16 protein-coding genes and 2 pseudogenes are annotated in these 25345 nt (G+C 69.4%); 12 read left to right on the top strand and 6 right to left on the bottom strand.

Annotation, left to right across the window (positions count from 1 at the left end; genetic code table 11):
• Positions 1 to 87: 87 nt before the first annotated feature.
• The gene (locus ABZ659_RS19595; RefSeq protein WP_360221243.1) at positions 88 to 2163 is read right to left on the bottom strand and encodes a PhoX family protein; all 2076 of its coding nucleotides are present in this window, start codon (positions 2161 to 2163) and stop codon (positions 88 to 90) included.
• Positions 2164 to 2421: 258 nt separating this feature from the next.
• Between ABZ659_RS19595 and ABZ659_RS19590 the strand changes: the two genes are divergently transcribed.
• The 4 genes and pseudogenes from ABZ659_RS19590 to ABZ659_RS19575 all read left to right on the top strand — a co-directional run bounded on the left by ABZ659_RS19590 (position 2422) and on the right by ABZ659_RS19575 (position 8430).
• Positions 2422 to 4170, top strand: coding sequence for a VWA domain-containing protein (locus ABZ659_RS19590; protein ID WP_360221240.1), 1749 nt, complete (start codon positions 2422 to 2424; stop codon positions 4168 to 4170).
• A 112-nt stretch (positions 4171 to 4282) separates the two neighbouring features.
• Positions 4283 to 4553 (top strand): annotated as a pseudogene (locus tag ABZ659_RS19585) (AAA family ATPase); the annotation flags it as partial.
• 248 nt (positions 4554 to 4801) lie between these two features.
• Positions 4802 to 6931: an MMPL family transporter gene (locus tag ABZ659_RS19580; RefSeq protein ID WP_360221237.1), complete on the top strand. Its 2130-nt coding sequence runs from the start codon at positions 4802 to 4804 to the stop codon at positions 6929 to 6931.
• A 233-nt stretch (positions 6932 to 7164) separates the two neighbouring features.
• Positions 7165 to 8430, top strand: a complete 1266-nt coding sequence (locus tag ABZ659_RS19575; protein WP_360221441.1) for a histidine kinase — start codon at positions 7165 to 7167, stop codon at positions 8428 to 8430.
• Between the two features lie 81 nt (positions 8431 to 8511).
• Here the strand turns inward: ABZ659_RS19575 and ABZ659_RS19570 are convergent.
• Positions 8512 to 8607 (bottom strand): annotated as a pseudogene (locus ABZ659_RS19570) (IS5/IS1182 family transposase); the annotation flags it as partial.
• Positions 8608 to 8893: 286 nt separating this feature from the next.
• Here ABZ659_RS19570 and ABZ659_RS19565 point away from each other — a divergent pair.
• From ABZ659_RS19565 to ABZ659_RS19540, 6 genes are all read left to right on the top strand, one after another.
• On the top strand, positions 8894 to 10030 hold the full coding sequence (locus tag ABZ659_RS19565) for an amidohydrolase family protein (protein ID WP_360221234.1): 1137 nt from the start codon (positions 8894 to 8896) through the stop codon (positions 10028 to 10030).
• A gap of 206 nt (positions 10031 to 10236) precedes the next feature.
• Entirely contained in the window at positions 10237 to 10398 is a 162-nt protein-coding gene (locus tag ABZ659_RS19560) for a hypothetical protein (RefSeq protein WP_360221231.1), read from the top strand.
• Between the two features lie 113 nt (positions 10399 to 10511).
• Positions 10512 to 12230, top strand: a complete 1719-nt coding sequence (gene metG / locus ABZ659_RS19555; protein WP_360221228.1) for a methionine--tRNA ligase — start codon at positions 10512 to 10514, stop codon at positions 12228 to 12230.
• A 104-nt stretch (positions 12231 to 12334) separates the two neighbouring features.
• Positions 12335 to 12700, top strand: coding sequence for a PH domain-containing protein (locus ABZ659_RS19550; RefSeq protein WP_360221225.1), 366 nt, complete (start codon positions 12335 to 12337; stop codon positions 12698 to 12700).
• Positions 12701 to 12798: 98 nt separating this feature from the next.
• Entirely contained in the window at positions 12799 to 16047 is a 3249-nt protein-coding gene (drmD, locus tag ABZ659_RS19545; protein WP_360221438.1) for a DISARM system SNF2-like helicase DrmD, read from the top strand.
• On the top strand, positions 16047 to 20222 hold the full coding sequence (locus tag ABZ659_RS19540; protein WP_360221222.1) for a DNA methyltransferase: 4176 nt from the start codon (positions 16047 to 16049) through the stop codon (positions 20220 to 20222). The genes drmD and ABZ659_RS19540 overlap by 1 nt, the downstream gene beginning before the upstream one ends.
• Positions 20223 to 20282: 60 nt before the next feature.
• Here ABZ659_RS19540 and ABZ659_RS19535 read toward each other — a convergent pair whose 3' ends face one another.
• On the bottom strand, positions 20283 to 20495 hold the full coding sequence (locus ABZ659_RS19535; RefSeq protein WP_360221219.1) for a DUF397 domain-containing protein: 213 nt from the start codon (positions 20493 to 20495) through the stop codon (positions 20283 to 20285).
• Positions 20492 to 21367, bottom strand: coding sequence for a helix-turn-helix transcriptional regulator (locus ABZ659_RS19530; protein WP_360221216.1), 876 nt, complete (start codon positions 21365 to 21367; stop codon positions 20492 to 20494). Before ABZ659_RS19530 ends, ABZ659_RS19535 begins: the two co-directional genes overlap by 4 nt.
• Positions 21368 to 21847: 480 nt before the next feature.
• Between ABZ659_RS19530 and ABZ659_RS19525 the strand changes: the two genes are divergently transcribed.
• Both ABZ659_RS19525 and ABZ659_RS19520 read left to right on the top strand, forming a co-directional pair.
• Positions 21848 to 22720, top strand: a complete 873-nt coding sequence (locus ABZ659_RS19525) for a helix-turn-helix domain-containing protein (protein ID WP_360221213.1) — start codon at positions 21848 to 21850, stop codon at positions 22718 to 22720.
• A gap of 52 nt (positions 22721 to 22772) precedes the next feature.
• On the top strand, positions 22773 to 23384 hold the full coding sequence (locus ABZ659_RS19520) for a Uma2 family endonuclease (RefSeq protein WP_360221210.1): 612 nt from the start codon (positions 22773 to 22775) through the stop codon (positions 23382 to 23384).
• Between the two features lie 4 nt (positions 23385 to 23388).
• Here the strand turns inward: ABZ659_RS19520 and ABZ659_RS19515 are convergent, their stop codons facing one another.
• Both ABZ659_RS19515 and ABZ659_RS19510 read right to left on the bottom strand, forming a co-directional pair.
• The gene (locus tag ABZ659_RS19515; protein WP_360221207.1) at positions 23389 to 24555 is read right to left on the bottom strand and encodes a hypothetical protein; all 1167 of its coding nucleotides are present in this window, start codon (positions 24553 to 24555) and stop codon (positions 23389 to 23391) included.
• Positions 24552 to 25205 (bottom strand): DUF4365 domain-containing protein, encoded by a 654-nt coding sequence (locus tag ABZ659_RS19510; protein ID WP_360221204.1) that lies wholly within the window; start codon positions 25203 to 25205, stop codon positions 24552 to 24554. The genes ABZ659_RS19515 and ABZ659_RS19510 overlap by 4 nt, the downstream gene beginning before the upstream one ends.
• Positions 25206 to 25345: the final 140 nt, after the last annotated feature.

Raw genomic sequence — 25345 nt, 5'->3', positions numbered from 1 at the left:
GTCCTGCCCCGGCAACCCGGTGGCCGGGTGGACGAAGGGCGGGCCGCCCCCGCTGGGGACGCCCGCCCTCAGTCGACAGGGCGATGCTCACACGCCGATGTCGCACCCGTCGGCGCGCCAGACGGCGACCACGGCCGGACGGACGATCTTCCCGGGCCCGTCGGGCCAGGCGCTGGCGGGGTGGTCGACGGTCGCGCCGTCCACCTCGCCCGGGTGCTGCACGGCGACGAGGACGCGCCGGTCCTGCACGATCGGGCCGCAGGTCTCGGCGCCGTTCGGCATGGTCAGGAACTGCTTCAGCTCACCGCGCCGGTCACCGCGGGTGGCGACGCCGAAGAGGCCGTCGTGGGTGCCGAGCGCGTTGCCGTCGGTGGAGATCCACAGGTTGCCGTGCGGGTCGAAGGCGACGTTGTCCGGGCAGGAGATCGGGCTGACCTGGTCCTTGGGGAACCCGGCGAAGTAGGTGGCCGGGTCGGCGGGGTCGCCCGCGACCAGGAACAGGGTCCAGGCGAAGCGGGTGCTGTCGGCGCGGTTCCAGCGCTCGGTCAGCTCCAGGACCTGCCCGTGCTTGTTGCCGACGCGCGGGTTGGCCTCGTCGACGGGGGCGTTGCCGGTGGTGCCGCGGCGGGAGTTGTTCGTCAGGGCGACGTACACCTTGCCGGTGGCCGGGTTGGGCTCGATGTCCTCGGGGCGGTCCATCTTGGTGGCGCCGACCTTGTCACCGGCGAGCCGGGTGAAGACGAACACCTCCTCGGCGCTCATGCCCTCGACGTGCGAGACGGCGCCCCTGGCGGTGGCGGTGGCCAGCGGGATCCACTCACCGCTGCCGTCGAACTCGCCGTCCGAGGGCAGTTTGCCGGTCCCGTCGATCTCGATGGCGGGGGAGTCGCCGGTGAGCCTGGCGACGTAGAGCGTCCCTTCGTCGAGCAGCGAGAGATTGTGCTCCCGCGCGGCCCGGCTCGACCCCTTCTTCATCCGCTTGCTGCCGACGAACTTGTAGAAGTAGTCGAAGCGCTCGTCGTCACCGGTGTAGACGACGGGACGGCCGTCGTCGGTGAGCCGCACGGTGGCGCCCTCGTGCTTGAAGCGGCCGAGCGCGGTGTGCTTGCGGGGCGTGGAGGTGGGGTCGTACGGGTCGAACTCGACGACGTAGCCGAAGCGGTGCGCCTCGTTGGGCTCCTGGGCGAGGTCGAACCGCTTGTCGAACCGCTCCCACTTGCGCTCGGTGGCGCCGGTGGGCAGGCCGTAGCGGGCGTCGGTGGCGCGGCTGGCGTTGGCGAAGTACTGGTTGAAGTTCTCCTCGCCGTGCAGCGTGGTGCCCCACGGGGTGGTGCCGCCGGAGCAGTTGTTGAGGGTGCCGAGCACCTTGCGGCCGGTCGGGTCGGCGGAGGTCTTCAGCAGGTCGGAACCGGCGGCGGGGCCGGTGACGCGGAACTCGGTGGTGGCGGTGACGCGCCGGTTCAGCGGGTGCCGGGGTACGGCCACCAGCTTGCCGGTCCTGCGGTCGCCCTCGACGACGACGGCGGCCAGACCGTGCGCGGCCCAGGCGATCTCGACCTGGTCGCGGGTCGGGTTGGCGGCGTCGTAGCCGCGGAACATCAGCACCTCGTCGGTGTACTCGTGGTTGGCGACGAGGATCTGCCGCCCGCGCTCGCCCGGGAGGGGCAGCAGGGAGAGGAAGTCGCAGTTGTACCCGAACTGACCGGCCTGCGCCTTGGCCGACTGCTTCTCCGGGTCGAAGGCGGGGGCGCCGCGCAGGATGGGCTCGCCCCAGCGGATGACGACGTTCTGCGCGTACCCGTCCGGGACGGTGACGGCGTCGTCGGTGTTGGGCGCGACCGGTTCGAACCGCAGCCCGCGGGCGGCCTTGCGGCTGCCGTGCCTCCGGCTCCCCGCGGGGGCGGCGGCCTGCGCCTCGGGCGCGGCGGCCACGGAGACGGCGCTACCGGCCGCCGCGGCGGCGGTGACCACGGCCGCCGCGCGCATCACCGTACGGCGGCTGAGGGCTCCGGCGATGACGTCGCCGACGTACGGGTTGGCGGAGGTGTTCGGCACCTCGTGGAAACAGGCGTCACCGCAACGGAACCGGCAGGTGAGGGCGGAGCGACCGCCCGGGTGTGACGCGGACGACGACGTGGTGATGATGGGCAACTGCTTGCGCACTTCGTTCTCCCCTAGCTTCCCCTGGAATCAGCCAGTCGGACGCTAGGAGCACGTTTGTGCGGGAGCGGGGCGCCGGGGTGAACGACGGGTGAACCTGGGGCGTCCGTAGCGCAGTTGCCACAACGGCCGGGACACGCCTTGACGCCGGGGCCTCCCACCGCCCTCCCGCACCCAAGATCACCACTCGGGACCGCTAACCTTACGTGTCCGTCCTGGCCAGGGATCGGCGGGCTACAACTCATGCGAAGGGTTGCGCACATGGGCATTCTCTCTCTCCTGCGGAACACGTTCAGCCGCTCACGCAAGACCCGAGACACCACCGAGACACCCACACCGGCCCCAGATCACACGGTCCCGTCCCCTTCGCCCGCCCCGGACTCCCAGACCCCCGAGCCCTCCGGTGAGGACCCGACGCCGACACCGTCTTCCCCTTCCCCCTCCCCGGACGCCCCCACGCCCTCACCCTCCGTGGTGGACGCCCTGGTCTCGGCCGCCTTCGACAACGTCACGGTCCCGCCAGCCCGCCGCACACCGGAGACGCCGGAGCGCGAGGAGCCGACGCCGGCCGAGCCGGTCGCGGAGGCACCGGCGACCGGGACGCCGGAGGCAGCGGAGCCGACCCCCGCCGAGCCGCTCGCGGAGGCAGCGGAGCCGACGGCCGCGGAGCCGCCGGAGGCAGAGGAACAGGCGTCGGCGGAGACGCCCGCGGAGCCGGAGAAGCCAGCCCCGGCGGAGACCCCCGCGGAGCCCACGGTGACCGAGGCCGCGGAGCCGGAGGAGCCGACCGCACCTGAGCCGGTCGCGGAGCCCGCGCCGCCCGTCGAGACGCCGGAACCGGAGGAGCCGACGGAGACTGCGGAGCCCACGGCAACCGAGGACGCCGCAGAACCGACGACGGCCGTTGAGACGCCGGAGACGGAAGAGGCCACGGCTGCCGAGACGCCGAAGGCAGAGGAGCCCACGGCGACCGAGACGCCGAAGGCAGAGGAGCCGACCTCAGCCGAGCCGCTCGCGGAGGCACCGGCGACGGAGGAGCCGGTCACCGACCAGGAGCCGCAGGCGGAGGCGGAGCCGACGCCGGACCCGGCACCCGAACCGGAGGCGGAGCCGACGCCGGACCCGACCCCGGAGCCGGAGGCGACGGCAGAGCCGGAGACGACCCCCGACCCCGAACCCGAACCCGCGCCCGCGACCACCCCCGAACCCGCAGCCGCAGCCGCCGACGGCGAGCCCGCCCCGCAGGGGCCACCCGCACCCGACGACGAAAGCGGCACGGGTGGTGCGGGTGGGAACACTCCCGAGGCCGACGGCGAAGCCGAGGCCGAGGCACCCCCCGCCACCCCCGTCTCCGCACCCGCCATCCCCCCCACCCTCACCACCGCCTACACCGCCGCCGCCACCACCCTCACCGCCCACCACCTCACCTCCACCCCCGCCAAGACCTACCTCGTCCTCGACCGCTCCGCCTCCATGCGCCCGTACTACAAGGACGGCTCCGCCCAGGCCCTCGCCGAGCAGACCCTCGCCCTCGCCGCCCACCTCGACCCCGCGGGCCCGGCGGACACCTCCGTCCACGTCGTCTTCTTCTCCACCGAACTCGACGGGACCGGCGAACTCACCCTCGCCGACCACGAGGACAAGATCGACGACCTGCACGCGTCCCTCGGCCGCATGGGCCGCACCAGCTACCACGCCGCCGTGGAAGAGGTCGTAGCCCACTACGAGAAGTCCGGCACGGACGCCCCCGCCCTCGTCATCTTCCAGACGGACGGCGCCCCCGACGCCAAGACCCCCGCCACCCAGTCCCTCACGGACGCGGCGAAGAACCACCCCCGCGTCCACTTCGCCTTCGTCGCCTTCGGAGAGCACGACAACAAGGCGTTCGACTACCTCCGCAAGCTCAAGACGGGCAACACGTCCTTCTTCCACGCGGGCCCCACCCCGAAGGAACTCACGGACGCGGAACTCTACGAGGGCATCCTCGCGAACTGGCGCCCGACCGCATAACACCACCGCGCCACCACTCCCACCTCCGCAGACGGGGCCCGGCCACCAGGCCGGGCCCCGTCTTCTGTCCCACTTCGCCCCATCCCGTTCGCGCACCCGACGGGTTCGTCCCATGCCCGGCCGTCTCCTTGAACTCCATGTCGAGAACCGCCGCAGCCTGCGTGACGTGACCACCCCACTCGGTCCGCTCACCGTGCTGGTCGGACCGAACGGTGTGGGCAAGACCAATGTGCTGAAAGTCTTCGACTTCCTGGCCGACATCATTCGCACGGACCTTCCGCCCGCGCTCGACACCCGAGCGGTTTGGACGAGGTCGTGTTCCGGGGCGGACCGAAGCCCCCGACGAGTACAACCTGACGATCCGACGACGCTCCCTGCGCTCGACCGACCGGGACCGGGGCAAAGTCGCCTACACGCTCGGAAGACGCACACGCGACGGTAGGCAAAGACGAAACAGTCCGCGTCCCTCCCGCGGCGGCGTGCCGTCCGCCGCTTAATCCCCGGGGAGTAATCCGCAGCAGCCGCCGCCCCCGGCAGTACGCCTCACCTCGCCCTCCCGCCCGACGAAAGCCGTCGTTCAGACCGGAAGTCTGGAGCCCGAAGCAGACGTCACCCGGAGGGAGATCGGTCGATGAGGGCCGGAGAGACAACCACGACGAGGACGGGGCGCGGGCGAGCCGTTCCATGGGCGGTGCTCGGGCTGTGGATCGCGGTGATCGCACTCGTCGGGCCGTTCGCGGCGAAGCTCGCCGACGTGCAGCACGACAAGGTCACCGACTACCTGCCGGCGAGCGCGGACTCGACGCAAGCGGCGAAGATCGAGGAGAAGTTGCCCGGTGGCGAGACCACCGAGATGGTGCTCGTCTACCACCGGGACGGCGGGCTCAGCGCCGCCGACCGGAAGACCGCGGCCGGGCAGGTCGCGGAGATCGCCCGGCAGCACAAACTGATCGACGGTGTTCCCGACGGGATTCCGTCCAAGGACGGCACGACCCTGATATACCCGGTCGCCAGCAACGATCCCGGGGCGGACGAGGAGAAGCGGGACAAGCTCGTCACCGACGTCCGCGAAGTCGCCCGGGGCGAAGGCGGGTTGAGCGTCGATGTGGGCGGCACCGGCGCGCTGGGAACCGACTCCGGCGCCGTCTACGACTCGCTCGGCGGACCGCTGCTCTACACCACCATCGCCGTCGTCGCCGTACTGCTGATCCTGATCTACCGCAGCCCCGTGCTGTGGCTTGTGCCCCTCGTCGTCGCCGGGCTCGCCGACTACATGTCGATGGGCGTCGCCTACGGCCTCAATCAGGCCTTCGGCACGACCGTCACGGGGCAGAGTGCGGGTGTGATGACGATCCTCGTGTTCGGGGCGGGCACGGACTACGCGCTACTGCTCATCTCGCGCTACCGGGAGGAACTGCGGCGCATCGAGCGCCCGTACGAGGCCATGATCGCCGCCCTGCGCGGCTGCGGGCCCGCCGTGCTCGCCTCCTCCGGCACCGTCGCCGCCGGACTGCTGTGCCTGCTCGCCGCCGACCTCAACAGCAGCAAGGGCATGGGCCCGCTTGGTGCCGTCGGTGTGCTGTGCGCGCTGATCGCCATGCTGACCCTGCTCCCCGCCATCCTCGTACTGATCGGACGGCGGGTGTTCTGGCCGCTCGTGCCCGCCTTCGGGAGCACGCCCAAGCAGCGGCGCAGCCTGTTCTCGGCGATGGGCAGCTCTGCCGGACGCAGGCCGCTGACCGTACTCGCGGGCGGTGCCGTACTGCTGGGCGCCCTCGCCCTCGGCTCACTCAACTTGCCGGGACCGCTCAAGCAGGAGGACTCCTTCGTCAACAAGCCGGAGTCCGTCGTCGCGATGGAGACCCTCGCCAGGGCCTACCCCGGGCAGGGCAGCCAGCCCATCGACGTGATCACCCCGCAGGGGCGCGCCGACGAGACCCTCGCGACCGTCCGCGACACACCAGGCGTGGGCAGCGCGGAGAAGGGGCGTACGGGACACGGCTGGACCGAGATCTCCGTCTTCGCGAAGAGCGCACCCCAGTCGTCGGAGGAGACCGCCACCATCAAGTCCCTGCGGAACGAGCTGAAGGGCTCCTACGTCGGCGGGGACAGCGCCCAGCAGATCGACCTGGAGGTCACCAACGCCCGGGACACGAAGATCGTCGTACCGCTCGTCCTCGTCTTCGTGATGCTCATCCTGATCGTGCTGCTGCGGAGTCTGGTCGCACCCCTGCTCCTGGTGGTCGCGGTCGTCGCGGTGTGGGGCGCCTCCCTCGGGATCGGCGGACTGGTCTTCGAACCGCTCCTCGACCTCAAGGGCACCGATCCGGGGCTCGGACTGCTGTCGTTCGTGTTCCTGGTCGCCCTCGGCGTCGACTACGGCATCTTCCTCATGCACCGGATGAGGGAGGAGTCCCTGGCGGGAGCGGAACCGGCCACGGCGGCACTCACGGCACTGCGCACCACCGGCGGCGTCATCGCCTCCGCCGGACTCGTCCTCGCCGCGACCTTCGCCGTGCTGACGAACATGGGCCTGGTGCAGCTGGTCCAGCTCGGCTTCGTGATCGCCCTCGGCGTCCTGCTCGACACCTTCCTCGTACGGACGTACCTGGTGACCAGTGCCAGCGTCGCCCTGGGCCGGAAGGTGTGGTGGCCGGGCGTGCTCTCACGGCAGCCCGGGCCGGCCGAACCGGCCGGGTCGAGCGCACCGGGCGGACCGACCGAGCCGCCCCGGCAGCCGGAAACCGTCAGTGCCTCCTGAGCACGCTGTCCGAAGGCCTCGATCGAACGGCCTGGTCGAGCACCCTGATCGTGCACCTTGATCCTGCGGGGCCGCCCAGGTGCCTCTCCTTCCGTAGAGGCGCCCGGGTTCCCGCACGAGCACCGGAAGATGGAGCCGTGGAAGAACGGGGAACGACCACAGTGGCACGCGACCGGTCGGCGGCGGAGACGGCGGCCGGTGGCGGCGGGCGGTCCCGTCGCGCCGAGCGCATCATGTCCGCCATCCACCGCGAACCGCTGACCGCACCGCACCGCACCCGCAACGACGCGGTCCTCGCCCTGTGCGTCGCCGTGCTTGCCGTAGCCATCGCCCTGTTGGGCGGCGAGGGTATCCGGCCCGACCATCTCAGCTGGACGCTGCTGCTCGCCGGGCACGTGTCCCTCGTATGGCGGCGCCGCCGTCCGGTGGTGGCCCTGCTCGGGGTGGTGGCCTGCATGGCTCCGTACTACGCCTTCGACTACAACCCCGCCCCGCCCGTCCCCGCGATCATCCTGGCGCTCTACACCGTCGCGGCGACCGGCGCCGAACGCCGCACGCTGCTCACCGGTGTCGCCGTCCTCGGTTCGACAGTGATCAGCAACGGCCTCACCGACCAGGACGGGGCGCTGGAGTCCCTGGAGATCTCCGGCTGGATCATCACGGTCCTGGTTGTCGGTATCGCCGTCCGCTACTACCGCTTGTACGTCGCCTCCATCGTCGAGCGGGCCGAGCGGGCCGAACGCACCCGGGAGGAGGAGGCCAGGCGCCGCGTCGCCGAGGAACGGCTGCACATCGCCCGTGACCTGCACGACCTGCTCGCCCACAGCATCACGCTCATCGGCGTGCAGACGTCCGTGGCGGCCCACGTCCTCACCGCCGACCCCGAGCGCCTCGACCGCGAAGCCGTCGCCCAGGCGCTGGACGACATCGCGGGGACCTGCCGGACCGCCCGGGGGGAACTGCGTACGACGCTGGAGGTGCTGCGGGGGCATGACACGGTCGTGGGAGCGGGCGCGGATCCGGGGCCCGGTTCCGTGTCCGGTCCTGTTTCCGGAACCGAGGACATGCGGGGGCCGCTGCCCGGCATCGACGGACTGGCCGGTCTCGCGGAGACCGGCCGGGTGGCCGGGGCCAAGGTCGAACTGTCCGTCCGCGCGGACGACATCCCGCCCTCCGTGGGCGCCGCCGCGTACCGGATCGTGCAGGAGGCGCTCACCAACGCCGTACGTCACGGCGGCCGCGAGAACCTCACCGTGCGGGTGCGTCTGTGGACCGCGGACGGCGCACTGCGGGTGAGTGTCAGGGACGACGGGACGGGCGGGGACGACGGCACGGGCGGCGGAGTGGGCCCGTCCGACCGCACGCCGGGGTTCGGCCTCATCGGAATGCGGGAGCGGGCCCGCAGTGTGGGCGGCACACTGGACGCCGGCCCAGGTCCCGCCGAGGGCTTCGAGGTGACCGCCACACTGCCGCTGTCCCGGGAGGACAGGGTTCGATGACCATCCGCGTACTGCTGGCCGACGACCAGAACCTCGCAGGATCCGAAACAGACCGTCGAACACCCCGGCGTTGATTCACCCCTTGATCCGCCGCCAGTACGTCATGCCTGACCTGAAGCCGAGTTCCTGCGGAAGGTCTTCCCAGCCGATCCCGGTATGCAGCATGTACAAGATGCCCTGCGGATAAGCAATGCAACCCGTATGTAGAAGGCTAGTGATGGCAGTCAACGCAGCACCATCCGGGGAAAGCGCAGCCCGGGTGTCGAACGGCGCTCCGGAGAGTACTCCCGTCGGAGTAACGCCGTACCGCCTGTCTCCCGAGGGATGACGACCGCAGTATGACGAAACAGAACGGAATCGGGCCTAGCGTTGGGGCTGTGCCGGAACTTGATAGTCCACTGCGAAGGTCGCAGACGGATGCCGTACGGATACCTCACACAAACACCTGAAGAGAGGGACTGACATGAAGCCCATGGGACGCCGCGGCTTTCTCGTCGCCAGCACGGCACTTGGCATTGGCGCCGGCTTGTCCACGCACGCCATTCTCTCGGAAGTGAGCGAGAACGAGACTTCGGACAAGACATCGGACATCGCACGGCGGGACCAGGACCTGCCCTTCATCGGCACGGAGGAGACCTTCTCGACTCCCACGTTGTTGAAGTTGAACTCCATCAATCAGGATCACATAGCGTTCCTTGAGGAGATTGGCCTTTCAGATCTAGGCCAACGCCGGATCGGCGACATGGATGCGGGGGGACTCAACGTTCAAATCCTCTCTGCTCATACACCCTCCGTGCAGAACGTCCCTGGACAGAGGGGCATCGACCTTGCCTACCGTCTCAACCGGCAACTTGTAGACGGGCCGCTCGCCAAGTATCCGGACCGCTTCAAGGCTTTCGCCACCTTGCCCTTGCAGAGCCCGGAGGCGGCGGCGGACGAATTGGAACGCTCGGTTCGGGAAGATGGGTTCTTGGGCGCACTAACCAACGGACACATCGCGAAGAAGTATCTCGATCATCCCGATTTCGAGCCTGTGCTGGCACGTGCCGTTGATCTCGACGTGCCGATCTACCTGCATCCCGGCTATCCCGCTGAGGAGGTCTTCAAAATCTACTACAGCACCACACGGTCTGAATACACGGAAGAGTACCAGGACTACATTTTCAGTGGGTCTGGATATGGCTGGCACCAGGAGGTGCTGACCCAATGCATTCGGATGATCACGTACGGGGTCTTCGACAGATTCCCCAAACTGAAAGTCATCATCGGCCACATGGGCGAAGGTCTCCCCTTCTACTACGAGCGGATCGTCAATGACATGGGCGAGCCGACCAAAGACTCGCTCGAGAAGCCCATCGCGCAATACTTCCAGGACAACTTCTGGGTCACAACCAGCGCATTCCCTCAAACCGAACTGCTCGATCTCCTGCTGAAGTACATAAGCGTGGATCGAGTGATGTTCGCAACCGACTACCCGTTCGCGGACATAAAGGAGCAGACCGACTGGTTCCGCGGAGTCGATCTGCCACGCGAAGACAAGGAAAAGATCGCATTCCGAAACGCGGAGAAACTGTTCAGAATGAAGGTGCCCATGAAGTGATACGCCAGCGTCTTCCCTGCCTGCTACGCGGGCCGCTGGCCACACCGTTGCTGCCGTCGTTCAACTCCCGTTCGCAGGGCGCCGGGACCGCTCCGTGTGACGAGCGGGCCGCGTCCACGGCGGTCGTGTACGTGCTGACCCGCCTGGGGGGAATCCGAGGGATGGCTCCTGCTCTTCCCCGAGGCGTTCCCCCACGTACGCCCCAGATGGCGGGTACCACCCCAGTTGCGCGCGGCGCACCCACCTTCCGGGAAAGCGACGGCCCCCTGGTCGCCCGCGCGGCACTGGAACGCGACCTGCTGCCCTCTCCCCAAGGCAGGAACCGCTCCTACTCCGACTTCGTCGGGGATCTGGAGGGCTGGCGCTGACCGTGCCGACCCCCGGCCGCCCCTTCCCACCCCGCAAAACGGGAAGCGGGCGGCCACCCCGTGTCGGCTACGATTTCAAGGTTCGCAAAACGACCGACCTGGGAGCAGCCGAGATGGCTCGACACCTCATCACCAGCGCCCTTCCGTACATCAACGGGATCAAGCACCTGGGCAACATGGTGGGGTCCATGCTCCCGGCGGACGTGTACTCCCGGTACCTCCGCCAGCGCGGCCACGACGTCCTCTACATCTGCGCCACCGACGAGCACGGCACCCCGGCCGAGCTCGCCGCGAAGGAGCAGGGGATCCCCGTAGCGGAGTTCTGCGCGCAGGCGCACGACGCGCAGAAGGCGATCTACGACGGCTTCGCGCTCGCCTTCGACTACTTCGGCCGCTCCAGCTCCCCCCAGAACCACGAGATCACCCAGGAGATCGCGCGGGAGCTGAAGGCGAACGGCTTCATCGAGGAGCGGGCGATCCGCCAGGTGTACTCGATCACCGACGGCCGTTTCCTCCCCGACCGCTACATCATCGGCACCTGTCCGCACTGCGGCTACGACAAGGCCCGCGGCGACCAGTGCGAGAACTGCACCCGCGTCCTCGACCCCACCGACCTCATCGAGCCGCGCTCCGCGATCAGCGGCAGCAGCGACCTGGAGGTCCGCGAGACGAAGCACCTGTTCCTGCTCCAGTCCGCGCTCGCGGGCGAGGTGGAGGCCTGGGTCGACGAGCGTGCCGACGACTGGCCGGTCCTCGCCTCCTCCATCGCCCGCAAGTGGCTCACCGAGGGGCTCCACGACCGCGCGATCACCCGTGACCTCGACTGGGGCGTCCCGGTCCCGGCGGACACCTGGCCGGACCTCGCCGCCGAGGGCAAGGTCTTCTACGTCTGGTTCGACGCGCCCATCGAGTACATCGGCGCGACGAAGGAGTGGGCGGACCAGGACCCGGAGCACCGCGACTGGCGTTCGTGGTGGTGGAAGTCGGACACGGACGTCCGCTACACGCAGTTCATGGGCAAGGACAACGTCCCCTTCCACAGCGTGATGTTCCCGGCGACCCAGCTCGGCACCCGCGCCCCGTGGAAGAAGGTCGACGTCATCAAGGCGTTCAACTGGCTGAACTACTACGGCGGCAAGTTCTCCACCTCGCAGCGGCGCGGCGTCTTCACCCACGACGCCCTCGAAGTCCTGCCCGCCGACTACTGGCGCTACTTCATGATGGCCAACGCCCCGGAGTCGGACGACTCGTCCTTCACCTGGGAGCACTTCACGGCCACGGTGAACAAGGACCTCGCCGACACCCTCGGCAACTTCGTCAACCGCGTCCTGTCCTTCTCCAGGAAGCGCTTCGGCGAGGAGGTCCCGGCGGGCGCGGAGCCCGGCGAGGCCGAGGAGAAGCTGGGCGAGGAGATCGCCCGCCTGCTGACCGAGTACGAGCAGCAGATGGACGCCCTCCAGTTCCGCAAGGCGGCCTCGGCGCTGCGCGCGCTCTGGTCGGCGGGCAACTCCTACCTGGAGGAGAAGGCCCCCTGGCTGGAGATCAAGACGAACAAGGAGGGCGCGGCCCTCACCCTGCGCACGGCGATGAACCTGATCCACCTCTACGCGATCGTCTCGGAACCGTTCATCCCGACCACCTCGGCGGCCATGCGCCAGGCATTCGCCCTCGCCGACGACACCGCGACCTGGGTCTCGGCGGACGAGGCCAGGTCGCTGACGACCGTCCCGGCCGGTACGCCGTTCACGGTGCCGCCGGTGCTGTTCGCCAAGCTCACCGACGAAGACCTGGAAACGTACAAAGAGCGCTTCGGCGGGGAAACAGCGGCGTAACGGCCCTTCTCGAACCCCTCACTCACCGTGTATATCTGGCCATGATCATGCGGCCGATCAAAGCCGCATGACATTCGCACGACGTACGAGTGGGGGGTCCTCTCATGGCACTTTTCGGCAACGCACACCCGATCGACCCGGCACAGGCCGCGCAGGACTACGCCAAGCTGCTCGGCCAGGGCGAGACGGTGCACGCCGCCTACCTGCTGATCCGCGACACCATCCTGTTCACCGACCGCCGACTGATCCTGGTCGACAAGCAGGGCATCACGGGTAAGAAGACGGAGTACCACTCCATCCCGTACCGCAGCATCACCCACTTCGCGGTGGAGACGGCGGGCACCTTCGACCTCGACGCCGAGCTGAAGATCTGGGTCTCCGGCACCCAGCTGCCGATCACCAAGACCTTCACCAAGGGCGTGGACATCTACGAGGTCCAGGCGATCCTGACGCAGTACGTGGCGCGGTAGTCACCCGGGGCAGATCGGGCATCCAGGAGTGTCACGCCGCATTCCACACCTAGACTTCTCCAACCGCTGGTAAGGCGGTATCGGTGAGCTCTGGGGGCATGTGGTCGATGGTCGAGCAGGTGGAGATTCCGAACACGACAGCCTCACCCGTACCTGCCCCGGGTCAGCGGGTCACCGTGCGCAATCGCCCGTGGGCGGTGACCGACGTCCTGCGCTCGACCGCCACCAGTGACGATCCCGCGCGCACCGCGGAAGCGGCACCCAGCCACCTCGTCACGCTGTCTTCTCTTGAGAGCGACGGCCGGGACGAGGAACTGCGCGTGGTGTGGGAGTTGGAGCAGTCGACCGACGTCCACGACCAGTACGAGCTGCCCTCGCCCCGTGACGGCTTCGACGACCCCGGACGTCTGGACGCCTTTCTGGACGCCGTCCGCTGGGGCGCCATCGCCTCCGCCGACAAGACAGCCCTCCAGGCACCGTTCCGCTCCGGCATCGAGATCCAGGACTACCAGCTGGATCCCGTGGTCCGCGCACTGTCCATGCCCCGGACGAACCTGCTGATCGCGGACGACGTCGGCCTGGGCAAGACGGTGGAGGCCGGTCTGGTGATGCAGGAGCTGATGCTCCGCCACCGCGCCCGCTCCATGCTGATCGTCTGCCCCGCCGGTCTGACGCTCCAGTGGCGGGACGAGATGCGGGACAAGTTCGGCCTGGACTTCCGCATCGTCAACACCCGGATGCTGCGCGACCTGCGCCGCTCGGCAGGGCTGTACGCCAACCCCTGGACCCACCACCCGCGTCTGATCGTCTCGATCGACTGGCTGAAGCGCGAGCGCCCGCTGCGGATGCTGCGTGAGCTGCTGCCGCCGGTGCCGGAGTACCCGCGGGCCTTCGACCTGCTGGTGGTGGACGAGGTTCACACGTGTGCGCCGTCGGGCACCGGGAAGTACGCGGTCGACTCGCAGCGCACGCGCGCGGTGAAGCTGCTCGCGCCGCACTGCGAGCACCGCCTCTTCCTCTCCGCGACCCCGCACAACGGTTACCTGGAGTCCTTCACCGCGCTCCTGGAACTGCTCGACGACCACCGGTTCGCCCGGGGCATCAAGCCGTCCGACGAGCAGCTGCGCCGGGTGATGGTGCGCCGTATGAAGTCGGACCTGCCTCCGCTGTGGAACGGCAAGCCGCGCTTCCCCCGGCGGGTGCCGCACGCGCTGGAGGTCGAGTACAGCGACGCGATGCGCGAGGCGTACGCCAGGCTGACGGAGTACGCGCGCTCTCGCCGGGAGGGGCAGGGCGGCGGAAAGGCGGGGCGGACCGCCTCCGACTTCGTGACGACCCTGCTGAAGAAGCGCTTCCTGTCGTCACCGAAGGCGTTCGCGGAAACGATCAGCACCCACCTGAAGACGATGACGACCCGGCACACCGGGCCCGAGGAGGAGCCGGCCCCGAGCGTCCGGGTGCTGCGGCCCCTGATCGACGGCATCGAGGAGGCCGAGGAGGACGACGAGCAGCAGCAGGCCGAGGCGGCGACGCGTGCCTTCACCGCCGCCCGCCAGGCCATGCGTCCGCTCTCCGACCGCGAGCACACGCTCCTCAAGGAACTTGACGCCTGGGCGGTCGAGGCGGGGAAGCGGTCGGACGCCAAGTTCGCCCGCTTCCGGGAGTGGCTGGACGGGATCGTCTGCCCGGACGGCCCGCTCGGCGAGTGGGAGTCGGAGCGGGTCATCGTCTTCACCGAGTACCGCGACACCCAGCGCTGGCTGTACGGCCAGCTGATCGCCGCCGGATACCCGGCCGAGCGCATCACCCAGCTCTACGGCGGCCAGGACCCGGAGGAGCGCGAGCAGGTCAAGCAGGTCTTCCAGGAGGACCCCGCGCTCTCCCCCGTCCGTATCCTGCTCGGCACCGACGCGGCCAGCGAGGGCATCAACCTCCAGGCGCACTGCCACCGGGTGCTGCACTGGGAGATCCCCTGGAACCCCAACCGCCTCGAACAGCGCAACGGCCGCGTCGACCGGCACGGGCAGAAGGCCGACCAGGTGGACGTGTTCCACTTCGTGCCGCGGGGCTGGCAGGGCTTCGACCCCGCCCACGACCACCACACGGACTCGGGCTACGAGGACGGCGCCCTGGAGGACGAGCTGCACTTCCTCGCCGTGGCCGCCCGCAAGACCGAGCGCATCCGCGAGGACCTGGGCAGCGCGGGCGAGGTGATCGCCGCGCAGGTCGAGCAGAAGATGCTGGGACGCCGTTCGAACTGGACGACCGCCGACGCCGAGATCACCAAGCGGTCCGGCAAGGCCGTCCTGAAGGTGGAGCGCGACCTCGCCCGCGACCTGGAACGCCTGGTGGGTGCCCTGACGGACAGCCGCCACCAGCTCCACCTGCACCCGGAGACCGTCGAGCGGGTCGTCCGTACGGGCCTGCTGCTGGCCCACCGCAAGGACCTCACCGAGGTCCCCGACCCCAAGGCGGGCAGGGCGGCCCGCTGCTTCCGCCTGCCGGAGCTGCCCGGCGCCTGGGCGCGCGCCCGCAACGACGGCCTGCGCCACCCGCTCACCGGCAAGGAGCGCCCGGTCGTCTTCGACGAGACCGAGGCCCGCGACCGCACGGACGTGGTCCACATGCACCTGGGCCACCGGCTGGTGCAGATGTGTCTACGACTACTGCGTGCCGAGCTGTGGTCGAGCGGCGCGGGCGCGCATCTGTCCCGGGTGACGGCCCGGGTCGTCCCCGACGGCGCGCTCCGGCAGCCCGCCGCGGTCGCGCACGGCCGGGTGGTCATCACCGGCAGCGGCGGGACGCGGCTGCACGAGGAGGTGATCACGGCGGGCGGTCTGATCGAGGGCGGCAAGTTCGTCCCGGCCAAGATGGAGGACGTCGACGGCTGGCTGGCCGAGGCGACGGCCGAACTGCCCGCCGAGGCCGTACGGACGGAGCTGACCGACCTCTGGCCCCAGCTGGAGGAACGTCTCGCGCGTGCCCTGAACACCCGCGCGAACCGGCGGTTCCGCTCCCTCCAGACCGTCCTCGCCGAACGCTGCGAGGAGGAGGTCGAGGGTATGCGTGCGATCCTGGAGGACCTTGGCCGCGCGATCCGGGACCGGCTCGACAACACCGGATACTGGCAGCAGGAGTCGCTCTTCGACGTCGACGACGAGCGCCGCCAGCTCCGCGCGGACCGGGAGGCCCTGCTGGAGCGGCTCCGGCGGCTGCCGGAGGTGACGGAGACCGAGACGGCCGCGTTGCGCCGCCGCTGGTCCGACCCGTCCGACCGCTGGTTCCCGGTCGCCGTGACCTTCCTCGTCCCCCGTTCCCTCTCACCCGTCCACCAGGAGCACCGCTGATGCCGCCCGCCGCCCGCACGCCGAGGAAGGTTCCGCCGAAGGGCTCGGTCCCCACCCCTGCCGAGCAGCACGAGGACTGGCTGCGGCTGCTGCGCCCCGACGGCCCGTTCGTGTCGCTGCCGGTGCTGGTCGGGGCGTTCCAGCAGGGCCTGGACACGATCCCGGTGGAGACGTGGGAGAGGCTGCGGCAGGCGTGGGCGGAGGTCCAGGAGGACCCGGCGCTGCTGCGGCCCGCGTGGGAGAAGTTCGTCCTGACCGAACTGCTCGGCTGGCGGGCACCCGGCCTGCGCGAGGGCGCGGCGATCCCCGAGCTGCTGCACGCGGGCGCGAACACACCCGACGCGGTCCTGCTCGGCCCCGGCCGCTCCGGCGGCCTGGCCCCGCGCGCCCTGTTCTTCCGTACGGACGACTGGGAGGGCCCGCTCAACCGCCCACGCGGCGAGCAGCCGGGCCTCGCCGACCGGGCGGCAGAGCTGTGCCGGGCGCGAGAGGTCCCCTTGGCCCTCCTCACGAACGGCCGCGAGTGGGCCCTGGTCCACGCCCGCCCGAAGGAGGCGACGACGGTCGCCGTCTTCGACGCGGACCTGTGGACCGAGGAGCCGATCCTCGCCCGGGCCTTCGCCAGCCTGCTCACCGCAAGCCGGGTGATCCGCCCGCCCCTGGACGCGGACGGCAAGCCGACCGACTCGACGGCGGGCCTCTTCGCCCGCACCGCCGACGCCCAGGCCGACGTCACCGACACCCTCGGCCGCCAGGTCCGGGAGGCGGTGTCGCTGCTGGTCGCGGAGCTGTCCCGGCTGGACCGGGAGTCGGGCGGCGAGCTGCTCCGTGACGTCCCCGCCAAGCAGGTCTACGAGGGCGCGCTCACGGTGATGATGCGCCTGGTGTTCCTCCTCTACGCGGAGGAGCAGCGCCTGCTCCCCTCCGGCGAGGAGCTGTACAGCGCCTCCTACGCCGTAGGCCCCCTGCACGACGAGCTGGCCAAGGCCCAGAGCCTGCACGGCGACGAGCTGGGCGACCGGGTGGAGGCGACCTGGCCACGCCTGCTGGCGGTGTTCGCGGCGATCCACGGCGGCAGCACACACGACCAGCTGTGGATCCCCCCGTACGGCGGCTCGCTCTTCGACCCGTCCCGCTTCCCCTGGCTGGTCCCGGCCAAGGTGACGGACCGTGTCGTCTACGAGATCCTCGACGCCCTGCTGACCCTGCGCGCCCGCAAGGGCTTCAAGGGCAAGGAGCGCCTGTCGTACAAGGGCCTGGACGTCGAGCAGATCGGCCATGTCTACGAGGGTCTGCTGGAGTACGGCTGCCACTGGGCTCGGGAGCCGTACGTCGGGGTCTCCTTCGGGCGGGACAAGAAGTACGAGGCGGTACTGCCGCTGGCCCGCCTGGAGGAGTGGGCGGCGGCGGGGTCCCTCGCGGAACGGGTCGCGGAGGCGGCGGGCACGAAGCCGGCCACGGTGACGGCGGCGCTGGCGAAGTCCTCCGGTGCGGTGACGGTCGAGCTGGAGACGGCGTGCGGCAGTGACATGGCCCTGGCTGAGCGGGCGGCTGTCTTCGCCGGGCTGTACGGCACCGACCTGCGCGGCGAGCCGAAGGTGTGGCCCGCGGGCTCGGTCATCGTCGTCCGCTCGGGAAACCGACGGGACACGGGCACGCACTACACGCCGAAGAAGCTGGCGGAAGAGGTCGTGGAGCACACGCTGGCTCCGCTGTGCTTCTCACCGGGACCGGCGGAGGGCGCGGAGCCGGGGGTATGGCGGCCGAAGAAGGCCGAGGAACTGCTGAAGCTGCGGGTGCTGGACCCGGCCATGGGTTCCGGGGCGTTCCTCGTGTCGGCCTGCCGGTACCTGTCGGACCGGGTGGTGGAGGCGTGGCTCCGGGAGGACGAACTTCCGCCGGAGATCGCGCGGGACGTGGACCGCGACGACCGTGAGCAACTGCACCAGATCGCCCGGCGGTTGGTGGCGGACCAGTGCCTGTACGGCGTCGACCGCGACCCCATGGCGGTGGAACTGGCCAAGCTGTCCCTGTGGTTGGTGACGCTGGCCAAGGGTCGGCCGTTCTCGTTCCTGGACCACGCGTTGCGGTGCGGGGACTCCCTGATCGGGGTCATCGACGTACGGCAGGTCCGGCAGTTCCATCTGGACTGGCAGGACCGCCAGCTGAGCGAGGAAGTCGCGCGGGCGCTGGAGGGTACGGAGTCACTGTTGTCGCGGGCGGCCGATCTACGGCGGCAGATCGAGTCGACGGCGGTCACGGACATCCGGGTCGTCCGGGAGAAGGCGGCTCTCCTGGCGAAGGCGGAGGCCCTGAGCGGCAAGCTGCGGCTGGCGGCGGACGCGGTGGTGGGGGCCGCGCTGGCCGCCGCGGGCATCTCCGACGAGGAGGCGTCCGAGATCTCCGGCGAGGAGAACGTGGGCGGGGCGCGGGGGGCCGCGCGGTTCCGTGATGCGAAGGAAGACGCGAAGAGCCGGGCTTATCGGTACCGGTTGGAGGCTGTGGCGGGGCTGGTGGCTACGGCTCTTGGGGAAGGTGACGGGGCCGAGGAGGCGGCGGCTCGGGCTCGGGGGATTGTGGACGGGTGGCTGAAGGGGCCTCGGGCTGAGGCGGTTCGGCCTCTGCATTGGCCGTTGGAGTTTCCGGAGGTTATGGGGGTGGGGGGCTCCAGTGGGTTTGACGTGGTGGTGGGGAATCCGCCGTTTGTGGGTGGACAGAAGCTGACTGGGGCTTTGGGGCAGGACTATCGCGAGTACCTAGTCAATCAGATTGGCAGGGGCAAGCGGGGTAGCGCGGACTTGTGCTCGTACTTCCTGCTGCGGAACGTTTCGCTGGCGCCGGGGCGCCGTACCGGGATCATCGCCACGAACACGATCGCTCAGGGGGATACGCGTGAGGTGGGGCTCGACCAGGCGATGGCGGATGGCTGGACGGTTTATCGGGCGGTGAAGACGCAGCCGTGGACGGGGACGGCTGCGGTGATTGTGTCTTTGCTCTGGTTGGCGGGGAAGTCCGGCAAGGATGAGAGACCAGTGCTGGACGGCAACAAGGTGGGAGGTATCACGCCAGGGCTCGATTCCGCGTCAAGGGCATCGGGGACGCCGTACCGGTTGGTGGCCAACGAGGCGCAGTCGTTCCAGGGATCGAACGTGCTCGGCAAGGGATTCGTGCTGCTGCCAAAGCAGGCGCGGGCGTTGATCGCTAAGAACCCCAAGAATGCAGAGGTGGTATTCCCGTATCTCAACGGGGAGGACCTGAACCAGCGCCCCGGCGCCACTGCAAGCAAATGGGTGATCAACTTCCACGACTGGCCCCAGGAGAAGGCTGCTGAGTACGCGGAGGTGTTCGCGATCGTGGAGCGGGACGTCAAGCCAGAGCGGGCAAGGAACAACAACAAGCAGCGACGCGAAATCTGGTGGCGGTTCACGCGTCCGACCGTTGAGTTGTACGAGGCAATCGCCGACTTGGAGCAGGTGGTCGTGATTGCACGAGTCAGCAGCACTGCGGCGGCGACTCTGGTACCCACCGGCCAGGTCTTCCATGAAAAGGTCGTTGTGTTCCCCACCGCCGACATCGCACGCCTGGCTGCACTCAACTCCGCCATGCATGTGGCCTGGGCTTGGAAGTGGTCGGCCACCATGAAGGCTGACCTGCAATACGCCCCTTCAGACTGCTTTGAGACCTATCCCTTCTCTGACTCGACAGTCGCGCTCCGGGAGGCTGGGCAGCGTCTGGACCAACACCGGCGCAGCGTATCGACAGCACGCGACATCGGCCTGACCGATCTCTACAACCTCGTCCACGCGAAGGCTGAGACCGCCCCCGACATCGAGGCAATCCGCCAAGCGCACGTCAAGGTGGACCAAGCCGTCACCGAGGCCTATGGCTGGACCGATCTCGACCTCAAGCACGGCTTCCACACCACTCCCCAGGGCGTGCGCTTCACCATCGCCCCGGACGTCCAGACCGAGATCCTGGACCGTCTCCTTGAGCTGAACCACGCCCGCTACCAGGAAGAGATGGAAAAGGGCCTGCACACGCCGGAGGCCAAACGGCGGCGCGCTGCCGCTCGCAAGGCCAAGGCGAAGGCTCGTGCCGCCGCCCGCACCCCCAAGAGCGCGCCGGAGAACTTCGACGACGGCGCCCTCTTCCCTGAGCCGGACGCCCTGTTCTGAGCCCTACGACAACGCCCCGCGTCCGGTGAAACCATGCGCGGGGCGCGTGCAATTGAGGGGTCAGTTGCCCGACGCGTACGTCACGAAGTCCGACCACGCCTCCCGCGCCACCGCCAGGCGAGGGCTGGCGTCGCAATACTTGGAGTCGCGGACGTGGATGGTGCACGGCGCCACCGCGACCTCAACGCAGGAGTCGCCCTCGTTGCCGTCGCTGTAGCTGCTCTTGAACCACGCCAGTTCGGAGGCGTCTCCGGCAGAGGGCTTGCGGATCATGTCTCTCCCAGCAATTGCTCAATGAAGGCCAGCGACTCCCGAGGCGGGAGAGCCTGAGCCCGGATCGTGCCATACCGCAGCTCAAGGACGTGCACCTGCCTCGGGTCCGAGACGGGACGACCGTTGAACGCCCCGTCGGAGCGCCCTGTCGCCGTACCGTCCGCGAACTTCAGCAGCTCAAGCCTCCCGTCAAGACCGGGATGGACCTCAACGTGGGTCGGCATCACCTGCAGTGTGACGTTACGCAACCGGCCCACCTCCGACAGGCGTTCGAGCTGCCGTCGCCACACCATTGTGCCTCCCAACGGGCGTCGCAACAGGATCTCTTCCAGCACGAATCCGAGTGCGGGGGCGGGGTCCCGCTCGAAGATCGACTGCCTGGCCACACGGGCGGCCACCAGCCGCTCCACCTCGACCTTCGAGTACGGCGGCTGCCTCGACTCGAATGCGGCCCGAGCGTGCTCCGGCGTCTGCAACAACCCGTTGATGCTGTTGCAGACGTAGATCCCGATCTCGACGGCCTTCGCCTCCATGTCGGCCAGATCCCGCACCTTCTTCGGATACCGAACCTTCTCCACGTCCTCCTTCATCGCGGAGATCAGCCCACCCGCCCCCAACACCCCGTCGGCGTCCTCCAGATACTCAGGCCGAGGAATCCGCTTGCCACCCTCGATCTTGTACACCATGTCCTCGCCGTACCCGAGCCGCTTCCCGAACTCGGCGGCCCGCATCCCCACCGCCTCGCGCCGCAGCTTCAACTGCCGCCCGACGGTGGCGATAACGGCGACGCCCCACTCGTCGTCGGGATCAACCTCCCACCCCGGCTCGTCCGCCTCGGTCCTGAGCCGCCCCGCCTCCGTGTCCACCGACATGTCCGTGTCGCCCTCCGTCGTACCGCCTCGTGCCAGCCACGCCTTACCCGTACGTAACGCCCCGACAAGCCCGGACAGCACTGGACAACGACCGGACAGTCACCGTACGCAGCCGCGACGTCACTCCTCACGGTAAGCAGTCCCGGACACGGTGAGTGACGTGATCCCGAAATTCGCCGGGCCACAGAGCAGCCTCCCAACGCACGAGCCACCGAAGCCTGAAGGTCCACGCTCCGGTCTGACCTGCGCTCCCCATGAACCACCCACTGAGGAGAAAGCACCCCACCAAGCCCCACCCCTCCCTCCCGCCGGGCAAACTCACTCGGGCGAGTGAATATGCCCAACTCGGCTGGATTCGGGACCGGTTGCCTGCCTTACGCTCACCGCAGCAGGACACAACCCCCAGACATGCGACGGCCCCCGCCGGGACGGCAATCCCAGTGCGAGGGCCTGACCACCGAGGAAGATAGAGGCTTCCCGATGGACTCCGAAAACCCTAGCGCGCCCTCGCGTGCCCAGTCCCGTAACCCGGGCAAAAACCACCCCCACGCGCGCCCGCAGTCCGGCGTGATCCACGACAACGTCCGCCTCACCGAGAACTTCACGGTGATCGGCAACGACCTCACCCAGCACAAGGAGCTGTCGCTGCTGGCGATCGGGCTGGGTTGCTACATCCAGTCGGTGCGACCGAACACGGCGATCGACATCAAGACCCTCGCCGCCCGCTTCCCGGAGGGCCCCACCCGCATCGCCGCGGCCCTGCGCGAACTCGAAACCCACGGCTACCTGCGCCGCACCCGCTTACGGGCCCCGACCGGCCGGATCGTCACCCGCACGGTCTCCAGCAACAGGCCCGGCCACCGCAGCACCGCGCCCGACACCACCAGCAGGCCCGCCCGACGCCCGGCCGCGCAGGACAAGCCCCCGCCCCGCAAACGGCGCCTCCCCGACGTACCGCAGCCCTCGTACACCTCCCCCGTACTTCTCCAGGCAGCCGTCGACGTCCTCTCCGGACTCCGCCGCCACGACCCCCGCCTGCTCCTCTCCGCCACCGACGCCGAACACCTCGCCCCGGGCGTCGCCGCCTGGCTGGAGCGCGACGTCACCCCCACCGCCGTACGCCACGCCCTGACCGAGAACCTGCCGGACGAACCCCTGATCCGCCCGGCCGCCTTCCTGGCGCACCGCCTGGCAGCCCAGCTCCCACCCCCGCCCCCGTTCCGTCCCGCGGCCCCGTCGTCCCCGGCGCCCAGACACCCCCTCCAGACCTGCGACGGCTGCGACCGCGCCTTCCGTGCCCCTACTCCCGGCCGCTGCCGCGACTGCCGATCCGACCTCCCGGAGGCCGCCTAGCATGGACGTGACGATCCTTGCCCCTGGGCACAGACGACGAGGAGCGAGCGCCATGACCATCGCCCCGGACGACGCGCAGTCGCGTGCCTCCCACCTGTACCGGGCCATGCGTGACTTCGTGGAGTCCACGGACGGCACCCTCCCCGGCAAGTTCGAGATCACCAAGGAAGGGATCGTCCTCGACATGATGTCGCCGGTGCGGCCGCACGAACTCACCGCGCTCCGTCTCCGGAAACGTCTGGAGAAGGTCATGCCCGAAGAGATCGTGGCCCACACGGGCGAGCCTGATGTCGAGATGGAGCCGGAAGGCATCATGCGTCGCCCTGACGTCATGGTGATCGCCGAAGCGGACATGGAGGGAGAAGGGTCCTTCGACCCCCGTACGCTCATCGCCGCGATCGAGATCGTCTCGCGCTCCAACCCGGACAACGACTGGGTGACCAAAATGCGCGACTACCCCTTGATCGGCATCCCCGTCTACGCCGTGTTCGACCCCCGCACCGGCACCGGAGCCGTGCTCGGCGACATCCACTCCACGCCCGACGGCCCCCGTTACGCCACCCGCAAGGAATTCGTCTACGGCGAGGACGTCACCATCGCCGACTGGACCATCTCGACCGACGGCCTGCCCCGGTACGAAGCAGCGGCTGACTCCCCCACGTGATCCACTACTCCGGCCGCACCACGAACTCCGTCACCCCCCGCATCCGCACACCCGTTCCACGCGGCTCCACATCGCCCCTCACCGTCACCTCCCAACCGTTGTGACCTGCCTCGGTGGCCCTGGCGACGTCCTCTGGCCGCAGCTCCACCCGGACGCGCCGGTACCGGGGGGAGTCCTCGTGGAGGAAGGAACCGTAGACCGTCGCCTCACGAGGGCTGGCATCCCAGTGCAACTTGGCCACCACACCACGGAGCATCGCCCCCGCCTCCCGGCCCAGCCGCTCCCGTAAGTCCTTCGCCACCGCCTCCAGCGCGCCCGTATGCGCACGGCTGATCGCGACCGGAGGCGACGGCTGCTCCATCGGCCTCTCGGACGACCACGCGAAGGACAGCGAGAAGTCGCGGCGCTCCTCACCCGCCATCTTCACCAGTGCCTCACAGAGGTTCGCCGACAGACCGGCGTCCGCCATGTGCTCGACGTGGGGCACCGAGTCCCCGGCCAGCGTGCTGTCCGCCGCCGCACGCGCGCACGCGACGCCCGCGTAGAGCATCCGGGAGACCTTGCGCGCGAAGGGCTCCGACGGCTGCGTCTCCTCGAAGAGGGACCCCTGTCCCCTTCGGTCGTGTCCGCCGTACGGCCCGTCCGGCAGCGGGGTGTGCGCCGCGATGACGTAACTGCCGACGCGGGTCTGGTCCAGCCGTACCGCCGCCACATGGTCCTTCACCTGCTGCGGTTTCTGCGCGGGCTGCACCGGCTGCCCGCCCAGCGCGGAGGAGGCCGCCGCCGTGTGCAGGTCCTTCAGGCCGGTCAGTGCCGAGACCAGGTCCAGGAGAGGAGCCGTACCGGAGGGGCCGGGCGGTACCAGGCGGAGGAACTGCCAGTCCACCGGGGGCAGCCGCATCTCCCGCAGGATGTCACCCGCGGGCCGCGCCTCGACCACGGCCAGGGTCTCCAGGATGTCGGCGACCCGCCCCGCGTAGTCCCGGCGGCGCTGCACCGGCACCAGCAGCTCGTACGGAGGGCCCGGCTCGTCCTGCGGCCGCCACTCCCACAGCTCGGCGCCGGACAGGTCGCGCTCCGCGTTCCATCCCTTGCCGCTCAGGTAACGCCGGACGACTCCGGGGGCGAGGGACGCGGCCTGTTCGAACTCGGCGTCCGTGATCGCGGTCATGACGCTCCCACCAGCTCCCGGTAGTCCTCGGCGAACAGGTCGTGCAAGGAGTCCGAAGTCAGCAGATTGGCACGTGGGACGTAGACCGTGCGGGTGCTGTCCGTCTTCGACTTGTTCTCCGGTGCGGGGATCGGCTCCTGGTCGTGCAGGCACAGCCAGTACGCGGCGTGGCTCAGGCGCAGGTGGTTCTCGGTGGCGTTCGACCAGGCGAAGGGGTCGGCCGGGGCCAGGACGAGGAAGAGGAAACGGGGCATCTCGTAGTCGGTGCCAGCCAGTTGGTTGTAGTTGGCCACCTTGAGCTTGTAGCGGATGTGGTCGCCGTGGACGTCCGGCGACGACGTGCACTTGACCTGTGCCTCAATGGCCGGAAACCTGCGGGTCCCTCTGCGGCCCGTGTACCCCAACTGCCAGTCGACACCGACCCGGTCGCGCTCCTTGCGCGTCACGTCGAGGTTGGCCGCCGTGGCCAGCATCCGGATGAACTCCTCGCCGTACGCGCCCCGGTGGGTGTTGTCGCCGAACCCCATCGAGCCCGTCGCCCAAACCGGCGGTTGAGGACCGTTCGGCGGGGTGCCGTTCGGGGCGAACAGGCGCTTCAGAAGGCTGTCCGACGACTGGTGGGGGATGCCCCCGGCTCCGCTGTCTGTCATATGCCCCCGCTCACCCTCGAAACCTCCCCCGTGCGCGTTTCGTACCCCTCAGGCAACGCACCGTAACGAAGGTCACACCGACGGCCAAGGCCCTTGATCGGAATCCCGCCGGTTCCGTTCGCAAGTCCGTCCCCGTTGTC

Source organism: Streptomyces sp. NPDC006997 (assembly GCF_040635175.1).
In the GTDB taxonomy this organism is placed as follows: domain Bacteria; phylum Actinomycetota; class Actinomycetes; order Streptomycetales; family Streptomycetaceae; genus Streptomyces.
Note: the sequence above shows the minus strand (reverse complement) of the source record. Positions and strands in the feature narration are given on the sequence as shown.